This is a genomic window from Caulobacter sp. 73W (assembly GCF_041021955.1).
Taxonomy (GTDB): Bacteria; Pseudomonadota; Alphaproteobacteria; order Caulobacterales; family Caulobacteraceae; genus Caulobacter.
Window position 1 is genome coordinate 82,953 of record NZ_CP158375.1, and the last position, 17,104, is coordinate 100,056.

Annotated in this window: 13 protein-coding genes; 3 read left to right on the forward strand and 10 right to left on the reverse strand. The window is 66.0% G+C overall.

The window, feature by feature from the left end; translation table 11 throughout:
- Positions 1 to 4: 4 nt before the first annotated feature.
- The 4 genes from ABOZ73_RS00380 to ABOZ73_RS00395 form a co-directional block, all read right to left on the reverse strand.
- Complete coding sequence (locus ABOZ73_RS00380; protein WP_369062582.1) at positions 5 to 418, reverse strand: LysR substrate-binding domain-containing protein; 414 nt, start codon at positions 416 to 418, stop codon at positions 5 to 7.
- Between the two features lie 30 nt (positions 419 to 448).
- The gene (locus ABOZ73_RS00385; protein ID WP_369059815.1) at positions 449 to 2,506 is read right to left on the reverse strand and encodes an alpha/beta hydrolase domain-containing protein; all 2,058 of its coding nucleotides are present in this window, start codon (positions 2,504 to 2,506) and stop codon (positions 449 to 451) included.
- 103 nt (positions 2,507 to 2,609) lie between these two features.
- Complete coding sequence (locus tag ABOZ73_RS00390; protein ID WP_369059816.1) at positions 2,610 to 2,990, reverse strand: hypothetical protein; 381 nt, start codon at positions 2,988 to 2,990, stop codon at positions 2,610 to 2,612.
- A gap of 47 nt (positions 2,991 to 3,037) precedes the next feature.
- A complete protein-coding gene (locus ABOZ73_RS00395; RefSeq protein ID WP_369059817.1) occupies positions 3,038 to 3,379 on the reverse strand; it encodes a hypothetical protein in 342 nt (113 codons plus the stop codon).
- Positions 3,380 to 3,693: 314 nt separating this feature from the next.
- Between ABOZ73_RS00395 and ABOZ73_RS00400 the strand changes: the two genes are divergently transcribed.
- Together ABOZ73_RS00400 and ABOZ73_RS00405 are read left to right on the forward strand one after the other, a co-directional pair.
- Positions 3,694 to 3,936, forward strand: a complete 243-nt coding sequence (locus ABOZ73_RS00400) for a sigma factor-like helix-turn-helix DNA-binding protein (RefSeq protein ID WP_369059819.1) — start codon at positions 3,694 to 3,696, stop codon at positions 3,934 to 3,936.
- 141 nt (positions 3,937 to 4,077) lie between these two features.
- A complete protein-coding gene (locus tag ABOZ73_RS00405) occupies positions 4,078 to 5,829 on the forward strand; it encodes a DUF885 family protein (RefSeq protein WP_369059820.1) in 1,752 nt (583 codons plus the stop codon).
- Positions 5,830 to 5,911: 82 nt separating this feature from the next.
- Here ABOZ73_RS00405 and ABOZ73_RS00410 read toward each other — a convergent pair whose 3' ends face one another.
- The 3 genes from ABOZ73_RS00410 to ABOZ73_RS00420 form a co-directional block, all read right to left on the reverse strand.
- The gene (locus tag ABOZ73_RS00410) at positions 5,912 to 8,902 is read right to left on the reverse strand and encodes a TonB-dependent receptor (protein ID WP_369059822.1); all 2,991 of its coding nucleotides are present in this window, start codon (positions 8,900 to 8,902) and stop codon (positions 5,912 to 5,914) included.
- Positions 8,903 to 9,187: 285 nt separating this feature from the next.
- On the reverse strand, positions 9,188 to 10,996 hold the full coding sequence (locus ABOZ73_RS00415) for a DUF885 family protein (RefSeq protein WP_369059823.1): 1,809 nt from the start codon (positions 10,994 to 10,996) through the stop codon (positions 9,188 to 9,190).
- Positions 10,997 to 11,066: 70 nt separating this feature from the next.
- Entirely contained in the window at positions 11,067 to 11,993 is a 927-nt protein-coding gene (locus tag ABOZ73_RS00420) for a LysR family transcriptional regulator (RefSeq protein WP_369059824.1), read from the reverse strand.
- A gap of 260 nt (positions 11,994 to 12,253) precedes the next feature.
- Here ABOZ73_RS00420 and ABOZ73_RS00425 point away from each other — a divergent pair, with 260 nt between their 5' ends.
- Positions 12,254 to 12,403: a hypothetical protein gene (locus ABOZ73_RS00425; RefSeq protein WP_369059826.1), complete on the forward strand. Its 150-nt coding sequence runs from the start codon at positions 12,254 to 12,256 to the stop codon at positions 12,401 to 12,403.
- An 18-nt stretch (positions 12,404 to 12,421) separates the two neighbouring features.
- Here the strand turns inward: ABOZ73_RS00425 and ABOZ73_RS00430 are convergent, their stop codons facing one another.
- The 3 genes from ABOZ73_RS00430 to ABOZ73_RS00440 form a co-directional block, all read right to left on the reverse strand.
- On the reverse strand, positions 12,422 to 13,012 hold the full coding sequence (locus tag ABOZ73_RS00430; protein ID WP_369059828.1) for a histidine phosphatase family protein: 591 nt from the start codon (positions 13,010 to 13,012) through the stop codon (positions 12,422 to 12,424).
- Entirely contained in the window at positions 13,009 to 15,180 is a 2,172-nt protein-coding gene (locus ABOZ73_RS00435) for a penicillin acylase family protein (protein ID WP_369062583.1), read from the reverse strand. Before ABOZ73_RS00435 ends, ABOZ73_RS00430 begins: the two co-directional genes overlap by 4 nt.
- Positions 15,181 to 15,266: 86 nt before the next feature.
- Positions 15,267 to 17,024, reverse strand: coding sequence for a DUF885 family protein (locus tag ABOZ73_RS00440; RefSeq protein WP_369059829.1), 1,758 nt, complete (start codon positions 17,022 to 17,024; stop codon positions 15,267 to 15,269).
- Between the last annotated feature and the right edge of the window lie 80 nt (positions 17,025 to 17,104).

The following is a 17,104-nucleotide window of genomic DNA, read 5'->3' on the forward strand; positions in this document are numbered from 1 at the left end:
GGCTTCAAAGGCCAAGAGGCCGTTGCTCACGGATCAGGTCGATCAGCAGCTGCAGCGCCGTAGGTACCTGCCCGAGCCTTGAATAGTGGACGTACAAGCCCGGGCCCGAGGTCGCCCAATCGTCGAGCACGACCTCTAGCTTGCCCCTGGACAATTGCCCGTGAATGGCGATCTGCGGCGCGAACGTCAGCGCGGCGCCGCGCTGGGCCAGGCTGAGGGCGAACTGGGTCTCGTCGACGGTGATTGAGCCGGGAGCGGCCGTCAGCTCGCTGAAGCCCTTGTCAAACTCCCAGTCATAGATTTCGTCGGCTCCGGTGCGGATGCGAAGGCGCTGATGGTCTTTCGGATCTTCCGGATGCTGGCTTCCGGTGTCGCACGATGTAGGCGGGCGATGAGGCGACGATCTATCGGATATCAGCCCGCGAGCGCGCCGATCATCGGGGTGGCTTCAGTTGGGGAAGATGTAGCCGCAGGACGTATCGGCAGGATCATGCGCCAGAACGCGGTCGTACATCCCGGCGCGCTCGGCCAGGCGAGCTTCCAGCTCGTCGGCGGCCAAAAAGCCCTCCGTTACCTGACGCTGCAGCGCGGCCCTGGTCGCGGCGATGAAGGTTGAGCGGTCGGCGTATCGCTCCTCGATGGAACGGCGCGAGTCCTTGGCGGCGACGCGCTCGGCTTTCGTTCTGGCGAACGGCACGAACGAGCCGTCAAAGCGCCCCTGCGACCAGCCAAAGCCGGTCTTCGGCGCGCGAAGGTTCCAGCCGGTGTGGGTGCCAAGCGGAACTTCCAGCTCAGCCTGGCGCACGCCTGCGACGTCATTGCCGTCCGCGTCCGGGCGGGGAACGAGCGTGGTGTAGGGCGCAAGATGCCTGGGCGGCAGCTTGTCGACGATGCCGTCGCTCTCGAAACGGCTTCCCAGATCCAGGCGCGGCGGCGTCAGGGGCTCGCGCGGTAGCGTGAGGCCCGTGCCGGTCGGGAAGGCCGCCTTGTAGGCGGCGGTCGAGACAAGCTCGCCCTTGGCGATGGAGGGATAGCGGCTGGCGGGCGGCTCCTTGCCCGTGCGCACCCACTCGTCCAGGGCGTACATCAGCGCCCGCTCGACCGGATAGTGGTTGGCGGTGTTGACGCAGGCCGTCAGCGGCGCGCGTTCGCGGTTACGGCCGACAAAGTGCTGCGAGCCCGCCAGCAGATAGACGCGGGCGTTGGGATCCTCAACGGCATCCGCCTTGCCGTCTGGCGTGGTGTGGAGCAGCGAGGCCGAGCGGTTCCAATACTCGGCCGAGGTGTTGACGAAGAAGACCTTGGGCAGAGCGCCTGCCGCCCGCGCGCCATCGAGCATGGAGCCGCTTTTGCCGGTCGCCGGATCGACGCTCGGCGCGCTGGTGAACGGGAACGCGTCGGTGGGATGATCGTGCTCGACCAGCGGGCTGAAGTGGCGTGTGGGCATGGCGAAGCGGTGATTGAAGCTCCCCCTCCCCGCGCCCGGCACATGGCTGAAGGCGCCGTCAAAGGCGGGACGGCCCTGCTCGTCCCGGTTCATGCCCAGATAAAGCATCGTGTTGATCACGCGGCCTGATTGGGAGATGCCGAAGATCAGAGAACGGTCGTAGGGCTTTTGCCCGGCGAAAGGCGTGGTCTTCACGTACGACAGCAGGTCCCGGATTCCCGCCATGCCGACGCCTGTGATCACGGGATCCTTGGCCAGATAGGTCAGCTCATAGAGCTTGCCAGTCTGGAAGCCGCCATCAAGTTCGACGTTGGAGGCAAGCTCGCCCGCGACCGGCTCGACGATCCGCCAGGTCTTGCGGTCGATCACGTGGCGCTTGGCCGTTGGGCCATCGCGCCAGGTCAGGGTCGCCTCGCCAAAGCCGTCTGCGGGCGGATGGATCTTGGCCAGGTTGCCGGTGAACCGCGCCGTGAGCGCAGGCGCGTCGACCAGGAATTCGTAGGCGACCTTGCCGGTGATCGCCTTGCCGTTCTGCGTGGCGGCGGGGGCTTTAAGGATCAGGGTCTTGTTGCCGGCGGCCGGCGGCTCGACGTCCCAGGTCCAGGCCGACCACAAAAGCGTGTAGCCCCGCTTGAGCAGATGAGCCGGGCCTAGGTCCTCCAGCGTGGTCGGATCGTTGTTGGGCGGGCTCTTGCCGTTGACCTGGCCCATGATGGCCAGGCTGCCGCGATTGTTGACGTCGTAGATCACCGCGCCGGCGCCGGGGCTTTGGCCGGGAGCGACGGGGCGCAACATCAGCACGTCGGTGAAGAAGCGCACCTTGCCGTCGGCGTCCCGAGGTGCAAGATCCAGATCATGGATCGCGGCGTTGGCCTTGTCATAGGGGTCGAGGGCGACGAGCGCGCGGCCGCGGATTTTCTCGTAAGCGCCGGCTTGGCCAAATGCCGCGCCGCCAGCCAGCGCGGTCCGTTCCAGGACGTCGATGCGCTCCACGGCGGCCTCGGCGGCGGTGGCTACCAGGCAGGTGGCGAGGACAGTCGCGGCGACGCTGCGGATCATGGAACGGCTCCCCAAACTCGAAGCCGCAAGGTGTCGTCGGCTTCGCCATTGTTGGCAACTGCCGCCGACCGTTCGGACGCTCAGGATTTGCAGCTTGCCTGCGCTAGCGCGGGATAGTTCGCTCGATGCCACGCTCTCTTCGCCGTTCACGCTGCAGCTTTCGCTCTATCTCGCGATCCTCTTCTCGAAAGCGCTCGATAAGGCGCGATTTGCGAGTTAGCGCCTCGCCAATCCGTTGAACGCGCACCGAGAGCGCGTATCCGAGCTCCATGTCTTCCCTGTCCGGCGAATCCATCAGGGCATGGGCCACTTGCCGATAGCCCATGACCGCTTCGTGTCGCTTGTGCCGAACGAGATCGTCCCAGGGTGAATGGGTTTGGCCGTCCTCGTAGGCACGGCGGGCGTCGTCGAGAATGCGGGCCTCGCGGCGGCTTGGTTGCCGCTGCTCTGGATCCTGATCCTTGGCATGGACGTGTTCGGCCATCGAGCGTCGTTGCGTCTCAAATATGCCGCGAACCCACCGCGGCGTGGCTATGGTCTCCAACCCGTTGTTGCGCAGCTTTTCCGCCCACACCTCGCGCCACCGCTTGAGTTGTGGGAGCCGTAGGTCAAGCTGAGCGCCGTCTTCGCCAAACGAGCGAACGGTGATGTGAAGGTGCGGGTGGTCGGTGTCGGTGTGGAAGGCGGTGATGCCCAGTCGCCGCGGGCGTAGGAACCGTAGAGAATGATCTTGAGGATCTTTGCGTCGCGCAACCTGGCTGAGGTTCGGTTCGCCGTCTTCTTGGCGAATTCCTCGCGCAGAACCTCGACCACGTAGTCCAACTCACGGCGTTTGACCGTGGGTAGCTGGCTGAGGTCCTTGGGCTTGCTCATAGCCAAGGTAATAGCCCGGTCACGGGCTCTGGCAACCAAACTCTCAAGCTGACCCTGCTTGTCGAAACGCCTTACGCCGACCATGCGTCACAAACCTTGTTCATGGTCGCCAAACCACCTGAAGTAGAACAAATGACGAACCACATGTCTATCGGTATGTAGACGATTGGCGGAGCCAAACCTTGTGCAACAAGGGCTCGCATTGCGCTCGCATGTCAGGCGCCCGGCTATTCGCGCATGAAGGTGACTTCGCCTTCCGTTGACTGTGCTGATCGCTAGCTCGACCCTTACGGACGACAGCTTGGGGATGAGCAATGTCGACAATTGGGGCCGCCATAGAGGCGGCGGGCTCTGATCTGGCGGGGCGCCAGCAGGCCATTCGAGCGATGAAAGTGCTGGGCGCCCTGCCCGACCGCGTTCGCTGCGCCTTCGTGCTCATTCGCTTCGAGGGGCAAAGCTATCGGGATGTGGCCGCCCGCCTTGGCGTGCAGGTCAGCACGGTGGAGATGGATGTCGCTCTGGCGCTGCGCAGCCTGGCCATCGAAATGAGCCTGTAGTCACGAGCAGCACTAAGGTCTGAGTTCGTTCGGAGTTGAGCAAAGCTCGGCGGGTACCGCCTTTCCCGTACAGCAGAATCCCCGCTCAGTCCTGGTGGCTTGTCCCTGGTGGCGGGGAGGCGCGCTCACGGGATGATCGGCATGGACAGACGTCAGGTTCTCATTGGCGCAGCCGCGGCCCTTGGCCTGCCGCACGTGGGTCTTGCGGCCGGCCCCGGATCGGGCGACGCCGCCCTGGCGCGCCTTTTGGACGAGCATGCGCGGGCGCTGCGCGACGAGGCTGGAACCGCGGACCGGTTGCGCGACTACTCGATGGCCGCCCGCGCTGCGGCGGGCCGGGCGGCACGCTTGCGGCTGGCCCAACTGGACGCGATCCGTCGCCAGGACCTCAGCGCCGCATCGGCTATCGACCACGATGTGGCTCGCTTCGTCCAACAGGCGCTCACCGATCAGTACGCAAGGTACGGGTCGTCGGACATCAACTTGCGGCCAAGCCCCTACGTCGTCAGCCAGATGAACGGCGCCTACTACTGGCTACCCGCCAGCTTGGCCCGAAGGCCCTTGTCGGCTGGCGATGGGCAAAGCCCCTATCTTGATGCCCTTGGCCAGTTGGCGCGGGCGCTGGACCAGGAGACCGCGCAGATCGGCCACGACGCGCAGCTTGGCGTCGTGCCGCCGCGCTTCATCCTGGCGAAGACCCTCAGACAGATCGCTCAACTTCGCGATACGCCCCTGGCGCAAAACCCGCTGACCGCCCCTGCTATCGCCGGCGCGCCGGCTGGCTTCGAAGCAAAGGTCACGCAGGCCTTCGAGCGCCAGGTGGCTCAAGCCCTAACCCGCCAGATTGAAGCGCTCGAGGCGATGCGCCCCAAGGCCGATGATCGTGCAGGCGTCTGGGCCCAGCCCGGCGGCGCGGCCTACTATGCAAGCGCGCTGTCTTCGAACACCACCACCTCGTACGACCCCGCCGAGCTTCACGCCCGGGGTCTGCAATGGGTTGAGGCGATCACCGCGCAGATCGACGTCGCTCTACGGGCTGAAGGTCTCAGGGAAGGTTCGATCGCCCAGCGCATGGCCGCCCTTGATCGAGACCCGCGCTTCGTCGTCGCCGACAGCGACGCAGGTCGTGCGAGGATCCTCGACTATGCGCGAGGCTGCCTGCGCAAGGCCCAGGCCCTCACCCCGCGGGCCTTTCATCTGACGCCTGATGATCCGGTGGAGGTCTCGCGCGTGCCGGTCGCCATTGAGAACGGCGCGCCCGGAGCCTCCTATTCGGGTAGTGACGATCCCGCCCGCAAGCCTTCGGTTACGATCAACCTGCGCTCCACGGCCGAAAACGCGCTTTGGCGTCTGCCCACCCTGCTTCACCACGAAGGCGTGCCGGGCCACCACTTCCAGGCCAGCGTCCTTCGTCGGGCGGGATCGCTGTCGCCGTTTCGGCGCACGGTGAGATTTTCGGCCTGGACCGAAGGCTGGGCGCTCTACGCCGAGCAGCTGGCCGACGAGATCGGCGCCTATGAGGACAACCCGCCAGGTCGCATCGGCTATCTGCAGGGCCAACTCTTTCGGGCCTGCCGGGTGGTCGTCGACACCGGGCTGCACCACGCGCGCTGGACGCGCGAGCAGGCGATCGCCTGGATGGTGGAGCACGCTGGTGAACAGCCCGACGCCGCCGAGCGCGAGATCGACCGCTACTGCGTCTATCCAGGCCAGGCCTGCAGCTTCATGGTCGGCAAGGCGCAGATCGTCGCCTCGCGCGAGGCGGCCAGGAAGACGTTGGGCGCTCGCTTCGACCTTCGGGCCTTCAACGACCTGGTCCTCGGCTCGGGTCCGCTGCCCATGGCCGTCCTTGACCGGCTCGTGGCCGACTGGGCCGCGACGCAACGGTCATGATGCAAAAGGCCGGCGACGCAAAGCGCCGCCGGCCTCCTGTTTGTGGCCCCGCCCCAAGCGAGGCGTGGCCACGGGTGGATGATCAGAACTTGCGACGAAGGCCGATGTAATAGGAGCGGCCCATCACATCGTAGTTCTGCGGGTCATAGTTGCCTTCGGTGTCGCCGACTTGCGGCGGCGCCTTGTCGAACAGGTTGTTGACGCCAAAGCGCATGTCGACGTCGTAGGGCAGGTCCACCGTCGCGTTCAGGTCGAACGCGTCATAGGACTTAACCCCGCGCGAGGTGCTGGCCGGCGTGACGATCTTGGCCGAGTTGATCATCTCGTCGATATGGCGCCAGCGCAGGCCAAGGCTGGCCGGCCCCCAGCGATAGCCGACGCTGGTCACCGACTTCCACTTGGGGTGGGCCGTACCGGCGCTGGCCTCGACCGCCTGGCCGTGGCTGCCCGCATAGTCGTAGGTCGGGGCGGTCGGTAGCTGCTGGATCTTGAAGCTGTCGAGGTAGCCGAGCGCCACGTTGATCGACAGGACGCCAAAGTCGCCAAGGCCGGCGTCCTGGAAATCGACGCTCCAGTCGACCTGCAGGTCGACGCCGGTCGTCTGGAACTGCCCCAGGTTCAGCAGCGGCTGCACCGGGTTCAGCGGCACGCCGCTGGCGGTGTTACGGGTGACCAGCGAGCAGTAGTAGTTGTTCGGGTCGAAGCTTGGATTGTTGCCGCCCGAGTTGAAGCAGTACTGGAAGGCGTTGGCGATCGAGAGGCTGCCGACGGCGTCCTTGACCTTGATGTTGTACCAGTCGACCGAGGCCGTCAGGCGGCTCAGCCACGGGCTCTCGAACGGCGAGCGCAGCACCGCGCCGAGGGAATAGGTGTCGGCGGTTTCTTCCTGCAGGTCGGGGTTGCCGCCGGTCAGGGCGAACACCTGGGCGGTGCCCAGCTGGTAGCTGTCAATGATGCTGGTGGGCACGCCTTGCTGGAGGCAAAGCGCCCTCACCCGCGCACCGTCGGCGCCCAGGCGATAGGACGAGCGCACGTCGCAAGGATCGCCGTTGACCGTGGTCGCGGTCGCCGTGCCGATGGCTACCGAGCCGGTGGAGACCGGCGCGAAGAGCTCTCCGACGCTGGGGGCCCGGATGGCGCGATTGTAGCCGCCGCGCAGGCGAACCGCGTCGATCACCTTCCAGTCGAAGTCGGCCTTGTAGGTATGGACGGCGCCCACCGAGCTGTAGTCGGAGAAACGGTAGCCCAGGTTGGTGTTGAACTCGGCGATGAAGGGCAGATCCTTCAGGATCGGCACCAGCACTTCGCCGTAGGCTTCGTAGGTGTCCACCGAGCCGCCGGCGTCGCGCAGGACGCTGTAGCCCAGCACGTCGCTGACCCCGCCCGGCATGTTGAGCTGGCTGTCGGGGGTGAAGGTGTACTCGTTGGCGCGGTAGTCGGCGCCCACGGCGAAGCGGACCTCGCCAGCCGGCAGGTTGAACGCCCCGCCCTGCAGGTTCACTTCCACCATCTGCTGTTCCAGACTGTTCTGGTTCAGGGTGCGGCGGGAGATGTAGTTGATGCACTCCTGCGAGGGCGTCAGGTTGCCGAAGGGGTTGAAGCCGCCGGCGCACAATTCCGTCCCGCCCGTGGGGCTGTAGAGCAGCCTGGCCACCGCGCTGGCGCTGGCGCCGCCGGTCTGCTCGTTGTCGAACTTGGCCTTGCTGTAGGACGCATAGGCGTTCCAGCTCCAGTCCTTGTAGCCCACCTCCCCATCGATGCCGTTGATCAGCTGGAAGACGTCGTAGCTGTACTTCTGTACGCGCGGCCCAAGGATGCTGAAGGCCTTGTAGAAGGTGAAATCAGCGCCGGGCGTCGGGCGCGAGGCCAGGATCGAGCGGAAGTCCGACGAGATGTACGGGTTGGAGACCGGGATCGTCAGTCCGTAGACGTTGGAGGCCAGGGTCGGGTTGGTCACGCCCACCGAGACATAGTCGGTGAAGGTGAATTGCGAGAAGACCCGCAGGTTGTCGGCCAGCTCATAGTCGACCTTGCCGAACACCGAGTAGCGGTCGAGGTCGGACTGCAACGAGCCGCCATTATAGCCAAAATTGATCTGCTGGCTGGTGCCGGCGGCGTTGGAGTTGACGATGTACGCTTCGTCTGTTTGCGGGTCGCGGAAGTTGCGGACCGGCACGCCGGAAGTTGAGAACAGGGTCTGGTCAGTGTTGAAGCCGATCTGGCCGGTGTAGCGGCCGGCGGCGTTGCCGGTCAGCGCGGGCGTGCCGTAGCGGCCCACAAACACCGCATTGACCGAGGCCAGCGTCGGCAGGTTGGCGCCGAACAGCACATTGCCCTGCGGAATGGTCGCCAGGCCGGGCGCCGAGGTGCGGAAGATGTAGTAGTCGCGCGACGCCTGCAGGGCGCGGTCGCGGTTGGTGTAATCGAATGACAGGACCGCGCTGCCCTTGTCGTCGGCGAAGCTTGAGCCCCCGGTGATCGAGATCTTGAAGGACTCCCCGTCCCCCTTCTCCGACGTGCCGTACTGGCTGTCGATCATCAGGCCGTCGAAGTTGCGGCGCAGGCGAAAGTTGACCACGCCGGCGGTGGCGTCAGAGCCATAGGCCGTCGACGCGCCCCCCGTGATCACCTCGACGTTCTCGATCAGGGCTTCGGGAATGATGTTCAGGTCGACCGAGCCGTCCGGGTTGGAGGGCTGCAGGCGGCGGCCGTCCAGCAGGATCAAGGTGCGCTTGGCGCCCAGACCCCGAAGGCTGGCGTAGGACTGGCCGCCGTTGAGGCCCGTGCTGGTCGAGCCGGTGTTGCCCTGCCCAAAGCTGCCCGAGAACTGGGGCATCTGCGACAGTGCCTTCTCCACCGTGACCTGGCCGGTGGCTTCAATGGCCGCCTGGCCGACCGAGACGATCGGGCTGTTGGCCACATAGTCCTGACGGGCGATACGCGAGCCCGTGACGATCACTTCTTCGACCGCAGCCGGCTCCCCAGCCGACTGAGCCTGGGCGGCGCCCGCCATAAGCGCGCCATAGGCGCTGGCGCCGAACATCAACCACTTGAACGCTTGTGACTGCTTCATGCGTTGTTCCCCTCATTGGGGCGCGCCCTCCGCGCGTCCCAACAAGCACGACGCAGCATTTGAGCTGGACCACACCGGCGTTATCCACAGCGTGTCATCGAAATGTCGGGTGAACGCCCGCCGCCAAAATTTGCGGCGTCGGCATGCTGCGGCGCATCATTTGTAGGCGCTGGATGGCGAGCTCCGCAGCTTCTGCAAGCAAGGCCTTGCTCCATAAGGAATGGGCGCGGCCGGAACCTGTCCGACCGCGCCCTTCGCCAGGCTCTAAAGCTCAATCTGCGGTCGTTAGACAGCCATGGCCGCCCGCACGCGGCGATCCAGAACGGTCAGCGGAATATTGCCGCCGTCGATCATGGCGGCGTGGAACTTCTTCAGATCAAAGCCTGGCTTTGCCTGCAACTCGTCGCGCAGGCGCGACATGAAGGTCTCGCCGATCTTGTACGAGCAGGCTTGGCCGGGAGCCACGCAGTAGCGCTCGACCTCGGCTTCGTTGCCGTCGCCCAGGTTGTTGCGGAAGTAGGCGATGGCCTGCTCGCGGCTCCAATCTTTGTGGTGGAGGCCGGTGTCGACCACCAGGCGGCAGGCGCGGAAGAGGAAGCTCTCAAGGTAGCCGATGCGGCCGAACGGGTCGTTCTCATAGACCCCCAGCTCGTCGCCGATCCGCTCCGAATAGAGGCCCCACCCTTCCCCATAAGCGGAGAAGCCGCCGCCGATCCGGCGGTAGAGCGGAAGCGCGCCTTGTTCCTGGTTCAAGGCGCCCTGGAAGAGGTGGCCGGGCGCGGCCTCGTGGTAGGTCAGGGTCTTCAGCGTCCAGCGCGGCCACTCGGCGGTGTCGCGCAGGTTGATGTAGTAGGTCCCCGGACGCGTCCCATCCAGCGATCCGCCCTGGGCGTACCCGCCCGGCGCGCCGGCCTGGATCGAGACCGGCACGCGGCGCACCACGAAATCGGTCTTGGGAATGCGCGGAAAGACTTCGGGCATGCGGGCGCGAATGGCGGCCATCTCGGCGTTCACATAGGCCAGCAGCTCCTCGCGGCCCTTGTCGTCATTGCTGAACCGGAACCTCAACTCTTCGCGCAGGCCCGCCAGGCGCTCGGCCACCGTGCCCTTGGTGTAACCTTCCTTGCGCAAGAGCACATCGATCTTGGACGACAGGTCGGCGACCTGGTCGAGGCCGATCTGGTGAATCTCGGCGGGGCTGTACTCGGTCGTCGTAAAGTTCTTCAGGTTCCAGGCGTAGTAGGCCTGGCCGTCCGGCAGGCGATGGACGCCGGCCTGATGGGTGGTCTTGGCGCGCAAGCGCTTGATCTCGGCGATCTGGCGGTCGAGCGCTTCGCGCACCGGCCCGTCGAAGATCGCCGCGGCCTTGGCGCTTTCATCCTTCAGCCCCTTCTCGGCCGAGCGACGCTGGAGGGACTTGATCATCGGCTGTTCGGCGCCCGGACGGTCGCGCAGCGCCGTGAGCTGACCGATGGTCTGGTCGAGGATGAAGTCGGGCGCGATCACGCCCATGGCGGCGTTGGCGCGCGTGCGTTCGGTGTCCTGGTCGAGCGCGGTCACAAACGCCTGGGTGCGGGCGATGAACGCCTCGACGTCGGCGGCGTCGTTGATCGGATGACGGCTGTCCAGGAAGTCGGGAACGATGGCGTAGGCCCCGCCAAGCTGCGAGACCCCGTAAGGCGTCTGGCGCCAGCCATCCGGCGTGTGCCAGGCGAACTTGCGATAGCCGTCGGAGATGGTGCGCTGGAAGAGCGCGATGTCGTAGGACAGGCGCGCCTCGGCGTTCAATTTGTCCGGATTGATCGTCTTCAACTCGGCCAGCCGCTTGGCCGCGCGGTCCCGGTCGGCCGCGAAGCCCGCCGAGGAGCGATCATCGAGCTTGCTGCGCTGGCCGGCGCGCTTGCCCACGTCCAGGCCAAGGCTGGTGACGCCCTCGTGCGAGCGATCCAGGTTGTCTTCGAGCTGGCGCGTGAGCAGCGCGTCCAGACGCGCGGACTCATCGGCCTGGCGCGCCTGCGCGCTGGTCGACAGGCCCAGCGACGGCAGGGCCGCGAGGCCTGCGGTTGCGCCCAGTAGTTGGCGACGATCGATCATGGCGGTCTCCCCAGATTCAGTTTTCGGCATAAGGACGTATGGCTGGCGAGGCGGCAACCCCGCCTTGGTCTCAAACGGCGACCCGCACCTTGTTCATGTGCGCCAGGGCGGCGATCTCCGAGGCTATGATCTCCTCGAGAACGGCTACGAGACCCAGCACCACGGGTGCGCCGGCCTGTTCGGCGCTGACGACCGCCGACAGATCGGCAAGGCCCACCCAATCGGTGGACACCTCGACCACCTTGCCCTCGGCCAGCGCCTTGCGCGCCTTGACGCCCAGGGTCATGGCGATGGCGTCGCTGGCCTGGCAGATGCTCTGCAAAATGCCGTCGTCATTGGAGACATAGGCGGTCAGGTTCTGCTGCTCGGCAGGCGAGATCGCCGCCGGAAGGTGGCGGCGCAGCAAGTGCTCGGCGCGCGGATGGGCCAGCGGCCAGCGCAGCATCGAGCGAAGCGAATGGGGACCAGGCTCGCTGAGGATCGGATGGCCTGGCCGCACGACGAACGCCCCGACAAGGTCCTTACCGACCTTGATCTCTTTGAGCCCATCCTGGAGCGGCGCCAGGGAGGCGCTGGCGATCACCACGTCAAGTTCGTGGTCCTCCAGGCGCTGGTAGAGGATCTCTGCGCTTTCGGAGATCAGTTCGAGCGCCAGGCCTGGATGGTCGCGAAGGACGCGCTCGACCAGAAGCGGCCCCAGCCAAGCGCGCGCCGCGCTGCCCAGTCCGACCCGTAGGCGACCGGTGTCACCGATGGCCAGCCGACGAAGTTCGGAGACCAGGGCGGAGGTGCTGGTGAGCACCTTGCTGGCGTGACGGGCCAGATAGCGTGCATAGGCGGTGGGCTTGGCCGCGCCCGCGGCGCGATCAAACAGGATGACGCCGATCTCGTCCTCGAGCCGCGCGATGCTGCGGCTGAGCGTGGGCTGCGAGACACCCAAAATCTCGGCCGCCCGGCCGAAGCTGCCCGCTCGGCAGATCTCGATGACCTGCCGCATCTGACGCGTGTCCAAACTCGAACGCCCCTTGATCCCCGTCAAACTGCATAGGCACGATTCAAACAGGCGTCTCATTCAATTTATGCGATAGGCGCCCAATTCTTTGCATTGGCGTATGGCGCAGCTTCACGGCGGTATGGGGCCCGACACGACTGAATCGCAGCGGGGTGATGATGGGTGCGTCGCTATCTGGTTTCACAAACTGTGGTTGTGCGCAGAAGGAAGACCTCGTCGAAGGTCTCCGCAGCGCCGTGGCGATCTTGCGCGCCATCGATGAAGGCGAGCTGCTTTCGGTTCTGCCGGCGCCGCCCGAGGCGCGCAGCCGCCATCAGACGGCGGTGACCTTGCTGTCCTTGCAGGAAAAATTGCTCGGCGAGCTGATCACCAGGGCCCGCTGCGCGACGCACTGACCAGAAGCGTCCGCCGCCCTACCCGGCCGCCATCCGGTTGAAGGCGGCCAGACGCGCGCCCCAATCGCCGACCAGGATTTCGGTAACGCCGCCAGGCGCAGCGGCTAATCGGCCATGACGCGCAAGGTCCAGATCCAACACCAGACAGACGGCCGCGCACACCACCTCTGGATGGGTGACCGCGACGATCGAGCGGCCTTCGTGCTCTGTGCTCATGCGGCCCAGGAAGCGACCGACGCGCTGTGCGACGCCGGACAGCCCCTCGCCTTGCGGCTGGCCGCCCATCAGAAGATCGAACGCCGGATCATCGCCGGCCAGGAACGGCGCGATCGGCTCGCCCGTGCGCTCGCCAAGATCGATGGCCTGAAGCTCATCGTCCAGCCTGATCGTCTGCCCCGCCGCCTTGGCGATGGGCCACGCCGTCAGCCGGGCCGGGCGCAGCGGGCTGCAATAGACGCCGGCCAGTCGCCGCCCGGCCAAGGCCGCGGCGATCGCGTCGGCCTGCTTTTGGCCGTCGGCGCTCAGGTCCAGATCGTGCACCCGGCCGCCCGGCATGGCGGGGCCAAGTCCGCAGGAGGCGTGGGTGACGAAAAGGACCTCGACGGTCATGGGCGGTAGCGGCGCTCCACGTGACCTTCCAGTTCGTCGGGGTGGAAGTAGACCGGCCGCAGCGCCCCCTTGGCGTAGCGTTCGGACTGATCGCTGAAGTGCTTGGAGCTCGGGTCGCTGCTTTCGCCCCCGACGCTGATCGCGCGGGCCTGCACCTTGGGGCCGAACTCCACCGCGGCGACGAAGCTGTTGCCGAGCGTTCCGTAATAGCGCCTGGTCCCAGGATAACGCTTGGCGCCGAAGGCGGCCAGGGAGCCCCACTGGGACGCGGTGAACGGCACGCCGATGCTGGGCTTGGCGTCATCGAAGGTCTGGACGATGGCGCCGTCATTGCGCTGCAGACGATTGATCTGGCCCCACGCCACGCGCCAGGAGCCGAAGTCCTGGACCAGTCGATCGGAGGCTTCGGCGAGCGCCCCAAGCCGCTGGGCGTCGCTCGTGCGCTCGGCCATATAGTCCCACACCGAAATCCCCGCCGCCTTGGCCGGCGCGGCCGACGGCGCCCAAAGCGCCTCGCCCCAGAAGACGGCCAGGGATGTCGCCTCTGAGGTCAGCCCCCAGCGCTTGTCCCAGCTGCGCAGCAGCTCGATCTGGCCAGCCAGTTTGGCCTTCAGCGGATCGCTGGGCGCCAGGCGGTCATAGGCGGCGGTGAGCGTGGGGATCAGCCGCGAGAAGGCCGTCAGATGTGGATCGTAGGCCGCCTCGATCAGGGTCGGCAGGCTGAAATCCTTGCGGGCGGTCAGCACCTCGACCGCATGCGGCCCGCGCGGGTTCTCGCCGGCCTGATCCATGTAGCGGGGGAAGCTTGAGGCCTTGGGACTGTCGGCGCCCGCGGCGGTCCAAGGCCAGTTGTTGGTGTTCATCGCCCAGCCGCTGGCGGGATTGACCACGGACGGCAAGGTCGCAAGGTCGTGCAGGCCCTTCCAGTCGGTGGCCGGATCGGAGCCGTCGACGGGCTTCTTGTAATCGAAGCGGTCTTCGCGAACCGGCACGAACTGCGGATGCAGATAGGCGATGGTCCCGGCGCTATCGGCGAACAAGGTGGCGTTGGACGAGTTGGCCTTCAGGTCGGCGACCTTGATGAACTCGGCGTAGCCCTTGGCCTTGGTGCGCAGGAACGACTGCTGCAGGGCCGCGACCGGCTTATTCATCAAGGCGAAGGCGACCCACTTGTCCCCCTCCTGGCGGACGATCGGGCCATGATGGGTGGCGTAGGTGGTGAAGGTACGCTGGGCCAGCGCGCCGTCCGCCGTTCGGTAGCTGAGGGTCACCGGCTTTTGGATCACCGCGCGGCGCTCGGCGCCGTAGCGATAGGTCAGCTTGCCGTCCGCCCTGTCGATGGTCTCGGCGAACTCGTCGACATTGTCGATGCCGCTGGAGGTGTGCATCCAGCCGGCGGTGGCGTTGAAGCCCTGGTAGATGAAGAACTGGCCCCAGGTCGCCGCGCCATAGGCGTTCAGGCCCTCATCGCTGGTCACCTGCTGTTCGGAGCGGAAGAAGAAGCTGGTGTGCGGATTGATCAGCAACAGCGCCTTGCCGTCCTTGGTGTTGGACGGCGCGATGGCGAAGCCGTTGGAGCCTTGCGGCTCACGATAGACCAGACCCTTCTCGTCGGCGGTCATGGCGACTTTGCGCTGGCCATAGAAGGCTTCCAGCTGGGTCAGGGGCACACGCTCGATGTCGCCGCCGATGCTGCCCTCGGTGAAGCTCAACGCCATCCACGGCTCGAACTTGGTCAGGACGCGCGGCTTTATGTTCGGATGGGTGGCGAGGAAGTGGTTCAGCCCATCTGCCCACGCGATCATCAGCGTCTTCAGCCATTGCGGGCTGGCGGCGTAGTCGGCCTTGAGGACCTGTGGGTCGATGAACAGGCGCTGGCGAAGATCCTGCCAGATCGCCTTCTCGCCTTCGGCCTCGGCCAGGCGGCCCAAATTGACCAGGTAGTTGGTCTCGATGCGGGCAAAATCGTCTTCGGCCTGGGCGTAGATCATGCCGAACACCGCGTCGGCGTCGGTCTTGCCCTTGATGTGGGCGATGCCCCAGTCGTCGCGGGTGATGGTCACGTTCGCCGCGTGCGCGCTGGCGGCGGTCTCGGCGGCCAAGGCCGTCGATGCGAAGGTCAAGACAGCCAGTGAGGCGGCGATGGCGAAGCGGGACGAGGTGCGCATCGTCAATGGCTATCGCCCGCTCGCAAGCTCGGCAAGTGCAAGACCCGCGCGGCGCTCAAGCAGGGCCGCGCGGGTCCGATAAGCGGCTACTGGGCCGCGGTCGTCTTGGTCTTGGACTCTTCGATGAAGGCGTCCATCTCCTCGGCCAGGGCCGGCAGGGTCGCCACGCCGAGCGCCAAGAATTGGTCATGGAAGGCGCGGATGTCGAACTTGGGACCAAGCTCGGCCTCGGCCTTCGCCCGGATGCGCAGGATCTCCATCTGACCCAGCTTGTAGGCCAGGGCCTGGCCCGGCCAGGTGATGTAGCGATCGACCTCGGTCGTCACTTCGTGGTCGGAGAGCGCAGTGTGGCTGGCCAGGTAGTCGATGGCCTGCTTGCGGGTCCAGCCCTTGGCGTGCACGCCGGTGTCGATCACCAGGCGGGCGGCGCGCCACATCTCGTAGCTCAGACGGCCAAAGTCGTCGTATGGGGTCTCATAGACGCCCATCTCGACGCCCAGCTTTTCGGTGTAGAGGCCCCAGCCCTCGCCGTAGGCGCTGATGTAGGTCTGCGTGCGGTAGGGAGGCAGGCCCTTGATGTTGCGCTGGACGATGCCCTGGAAGGCGTGGCCCGGATTGCACTCATGCACCGTCAGGGCGGCGATGTTGTACTTGGGGCGCGACGGCAGGTCGTAGGTGTTGAGCTGACACGAGCCATTGCCGCCGCGACCGGCGGTGTAGAACGGCGCGATGTTGTCCGGCACCGGGATCAGGGTGAAAGGCGTCTCGTTCAGCGTTCCGAAATAGCGCGGCAGCTGGCCGTCGACCTTCTTGATGATCCAGGCGCCGTACCACAGCAGGTGCTCGGGCTTGTCGAATTTGAACTGCTTGTCAGTCTTCAGATAGGTGTTGAAGGCCGCCAGATCGCCCTGGAAGCCAACCTTGGTCTTGATGGCTTCCATCTCTCCGGTGATGCGCGCCACCTCCTGCAGACCGATCTTGTGGATCTGGTCGGGGGTCAGGTTGGTGGTCGTGTATTGGCGGATCTGCGACTGGTAGAAGGCCTTGCCGTCCGGCAGCACTTCGGCGCCCAGCGTCGTGCGGGCCTTGGGCAGGTATTCCTGACGCCAGAAGGTCAGCAGCTTTTGGTGCGCCGGGATCACCGCCTGGGCGATCACAGTCTGCGCTTCGGCGCGAAGGCGCGCTTGGTCCGCCGCCGGGATCGACGACGGCATCTTGTTGAAGGGCTCGTAGAAGAGGTTGGCCTTGGGATCGGTCACGTCGGCGACGGCGGCGATGGAGGCGTCACGGCCCGCCAGGGTCTCACGTGGCTGGGTGAAGCCGCGCTTGATGCCGGCGCGCATGTTGGCGATCTGGTCGTCGTAGTACTTTGGCGTGCCGCGCAGACGGGTGAGGTACTGATCGTACTCGGCCGTCGTCGTCATGGTCCGGCGCGCCTGGCCCGCCAGGCCGGCCCAGAAGGAGCTGTCGGCGTTGAACGGCATCTCATAGAGCTTGAAGCGGCCGTCCTCGACGAAGTTGTCGATGTCGTGCTTGTAGACGGCGTAGGTCGTGCGCTCCGAGATCGGCAGCTTGGAGATGTCCACGCCCTGCAACTGCTTTTGGACATTCTCCCAGTAGGCCAGACGGCGCGCCTGGGCGGCGGCGCTGACATCGGGCATCACCAGATTGCCGCGCTGGGGAATCTCCTTTTGGCGCCAGGCCCACTCGGTGTCGGCGATCTTACGGAAGGCGGCGACGGCGTCGGACTGCAGGGCGGCTGCGGGCTGGGCCAGCACGTGCGGCGCGGTCATGGCAAAGGTGGCGCCGGCCGCGAGCGCGGCGGCCAGGACAATCTTCTTCATGGATATTCCCCCAAAACGTATCCGGGCCTTAAAGCCCGAGGCGGGGGATGTCAGTCCGCCTTGCGCCGCCGGTCAAGTTC